This window comes from Streptomyces sp. NPDC059456 (assembly GCF_042750055.1).
Taxonomy (GTDB): domain Bacteria; phylum Actinomycetota; class Actinomycetes; order Streptomycetales; family Streptomycetaceae; genus Streptomyces.
Window position 1 is genome coordinate 1 of the sequence record NZ_JBHYVA010000951.1, and the last position, 2,475, is coordinate 2,475.

Annotated in this window: 2 protein-coding genes; both read right to left on the reverse strand. The window is 75.8% G+C overall.

The genetic code is table 11. The annotated features are described in order from the left end of the window. Window positions 1-2: 2 nt before the first annotated feature. Entirely contained in the window at window positions 3-1,019 is a 1,017-nt protein-coding gene (locus ACFXA3_RS40955; RefSeq protein ID WP_385196308.1) for a DNA-3-methyladenine glycosylase family protein, read from the reverse strand. Between the two features lie 98 nt (window positions 1,020-1,117). Beyond that, window positions 1,118-2,475 (reverse strand): peptidoglycan recognition protein (locus tag ACFXA3_RS40960; protein WP_385196310.1); only part of this gene is annotated, 1,358 nt, incomplete at its 5' end.

Sequence of the window (2,475 nt, forward strand, 5' to 3'; positions counted from 1 at the left end):
GGTCAGAGCCGGCCGATGTCCGTCCTGCGCATCCTCGGGGCCCGGCGCGGCGGTGCGTGGCCGGCGAGGAGGACGAGGCGGGCCGCGCGGTGGCGCTGGCCCGCGTACGGGGCGAGCAGCTCCAGCATCTCTGCGTCGTCGGCGGCCCGGTTCCCGGCGAGGGCCCAGCCGATGATGCCGGGCAGGTGCAGATCGCCGGTGGTGACGGCGTCGGCGGCGCCGTTGCTGCGCTGCAGGGTCTCGGCGGAGGTCCAGGGGCCGATGCCGGGAACGGCCTCCAGCCGGGCGGCGGCCTGCGGGAGCTCCATCGCGGCGGCCTCCTCCAGGCGGTTCGCGACCCGGGCGCAGCGGACGATGGTGGCGGACCGCTTGATGTCGACGCCGGCCTTGTGCCAGTCCCAGGAGGGGATCAGCGCCCAGGTGCGGGCGTCGGGCATGACGTACAGGCCCGGGGGGAGGTTCTGCGGTCCGGGCGCGGGTTCCCCGTACGAGGACACCAGCCGGCGCCAGGCGCGGTACGCCTCGTCGGCGGTGACCTTCTGCTCCAGGACGGTCGGGATCAGGGACTCCAGGACCAGCCCGGTGCGGGTCAGCCGCAGGCCGGGGCGGCGGCGGTGGCTCGCGAGCACGAGGCGGTGGCGGGGGACGAAGGCGGCGGGGTCGTCGTCGGAGCCGAGGAGTGCGGGCAGGCGGTCGAGCATCCACCGGGCGCCGGGGCCCCAGGCCTCGGCGACGGCGGTCCCCGTACCCGGGCGCAGGGCCACGCGCAGGGTGGCAGGGCCTTCGGGGGTCCGGCTGGTCCGCCAGACGGAGCCGTCGGGGGTGACGCGGAAGGTGGGGTCTCCGGGGCCCCGGCGCAGGGGCCCGAGCGTCAGCCCGAGGTCGACGCCGCCGCTCTCCCACTCCCGCACCAGGGCGCCGGACCCGGCCCCGGGGTGCGGGGCGGAGGCCGTCTCGGGTACGGGGGTGCGCCCGCCGCGGACGGCGGTGCGGTTGAGGGGGTCGTAGCGGCCGGCCATGCCCTCGAGCGTAGCCCGGTGGCGTGCGCGTGCGGCGCGGCTGCCGGGGGCCGGCCCGGCACCGGCGCCGCACGCGGGCACGTGCCGGCGCGGTGGGGTCAGGGGCGGCCCTGGAGTTTGGCCGAGCTGGTGCGGGTCGGGGGGAGCTGGCCGTACAGCAGCTTGCCCGGGCATTCCGTCGCGAAGCCGTCCCGGTGTCCCGAGATCACGTTCAGCTTCACGTTCGTGCCCTTCTTGAACAGGTTGCCGCCGCCCGACTTCAGGGTCGTCTTCGACCGCGGGTCCCGGTTGAACAGGCCCAGCTTCCAGGCCGTGAGCTGGGCCACCGCCTTCACCGCGGCCGCGGGCGGGGTGGTGCTCGTGTACGTGCCGATCACCGCGATGCCCATGCTGTCCGTGTTGAAGCCCATGGTGTGCGCGCCGAGCACCGCCTTGGCGACTCCGCCGGCCCGGCCCTCGTACACCGTGCCGCACTTGTCGACGGCGAAGTTGTAGCCGATGTCGCGCCAGCCGCTGCTGATCACGTGGTAGCGGTACAGGCTGCGCAGCACCGCGGGGGCGTCCTTGCAGGCGTAGTTGTTGCCGGAGGCGGTGTGGTGCACGAAGGCCGCCTTGACGGTGCTCGTGTAGACGAAGCCCGCCTCGCGCAGGGATTCGTCGGCGCCCCAGCCGAGCCGGGTGACGATCCGCGGCCGCGGGCCGATGTACGGGCGGGCCGCCGCGCTGAGGGTGCCCTCGCTGGCGAGGACCGCGTCGGCGGTGGAGTCCGCCTTGTCGAGTGCGGTGATCTCCCTCGCGCCGAGTGCGGCCAGCGGGACGTTGGCGGAGGAGGATTCGGCCGCCTCCATGGTCATGCCCGGCAGGGCCACGACGTCGCCCTTGTCGTCGCCCTCGGGTTCGTCGGACGTGCCCGACGCGCCGTTCTTGGCGTCGATGACCGTCACCGGGTCCGTCGCGCCCGGGTCCACGAGTTCGATCCGCATGCCCGACGGCAGCCGGCCCGCCGCGCGGGTGGCCCCGCGGGTGGCGGGGGTGCCGGGTTCCGCCTGGACGCGGACCTCGACGCCGTCGGAGTCGCCGACCCACAGCGGGGCGGTGCTGCCTCGGAGCCGGCCGGAGCCGCTCTCCGTGGTGCCGAGGTCGGGGGCGTGTTCGCTGTTGTGGGTCTCGATGTCCTGCCAGCCGGACCAGCTCCCGGTGCCCACCGCGCGGGTGCGGACCTGGACCCGGCCGAACAGCTGCGTGCTCGCGTCGTCCCAGACGACGCCGACCAGCGAGAACCTCTTGACCTCGCGCTGAGGCAGCCCCTGGGTTTCGGGCAGCCGCGGCGAGGTGCTCATGCCGGGGACGCCGGGGGACCTGTCGGCCGCGGGGCCCAGCGGGGCGAGCGGCAGCGACTGGGTGGACCCGGCTGGGGCCACGGGGGCCGTGGGGGCGGCCGCGCCCAGGGCAGGCG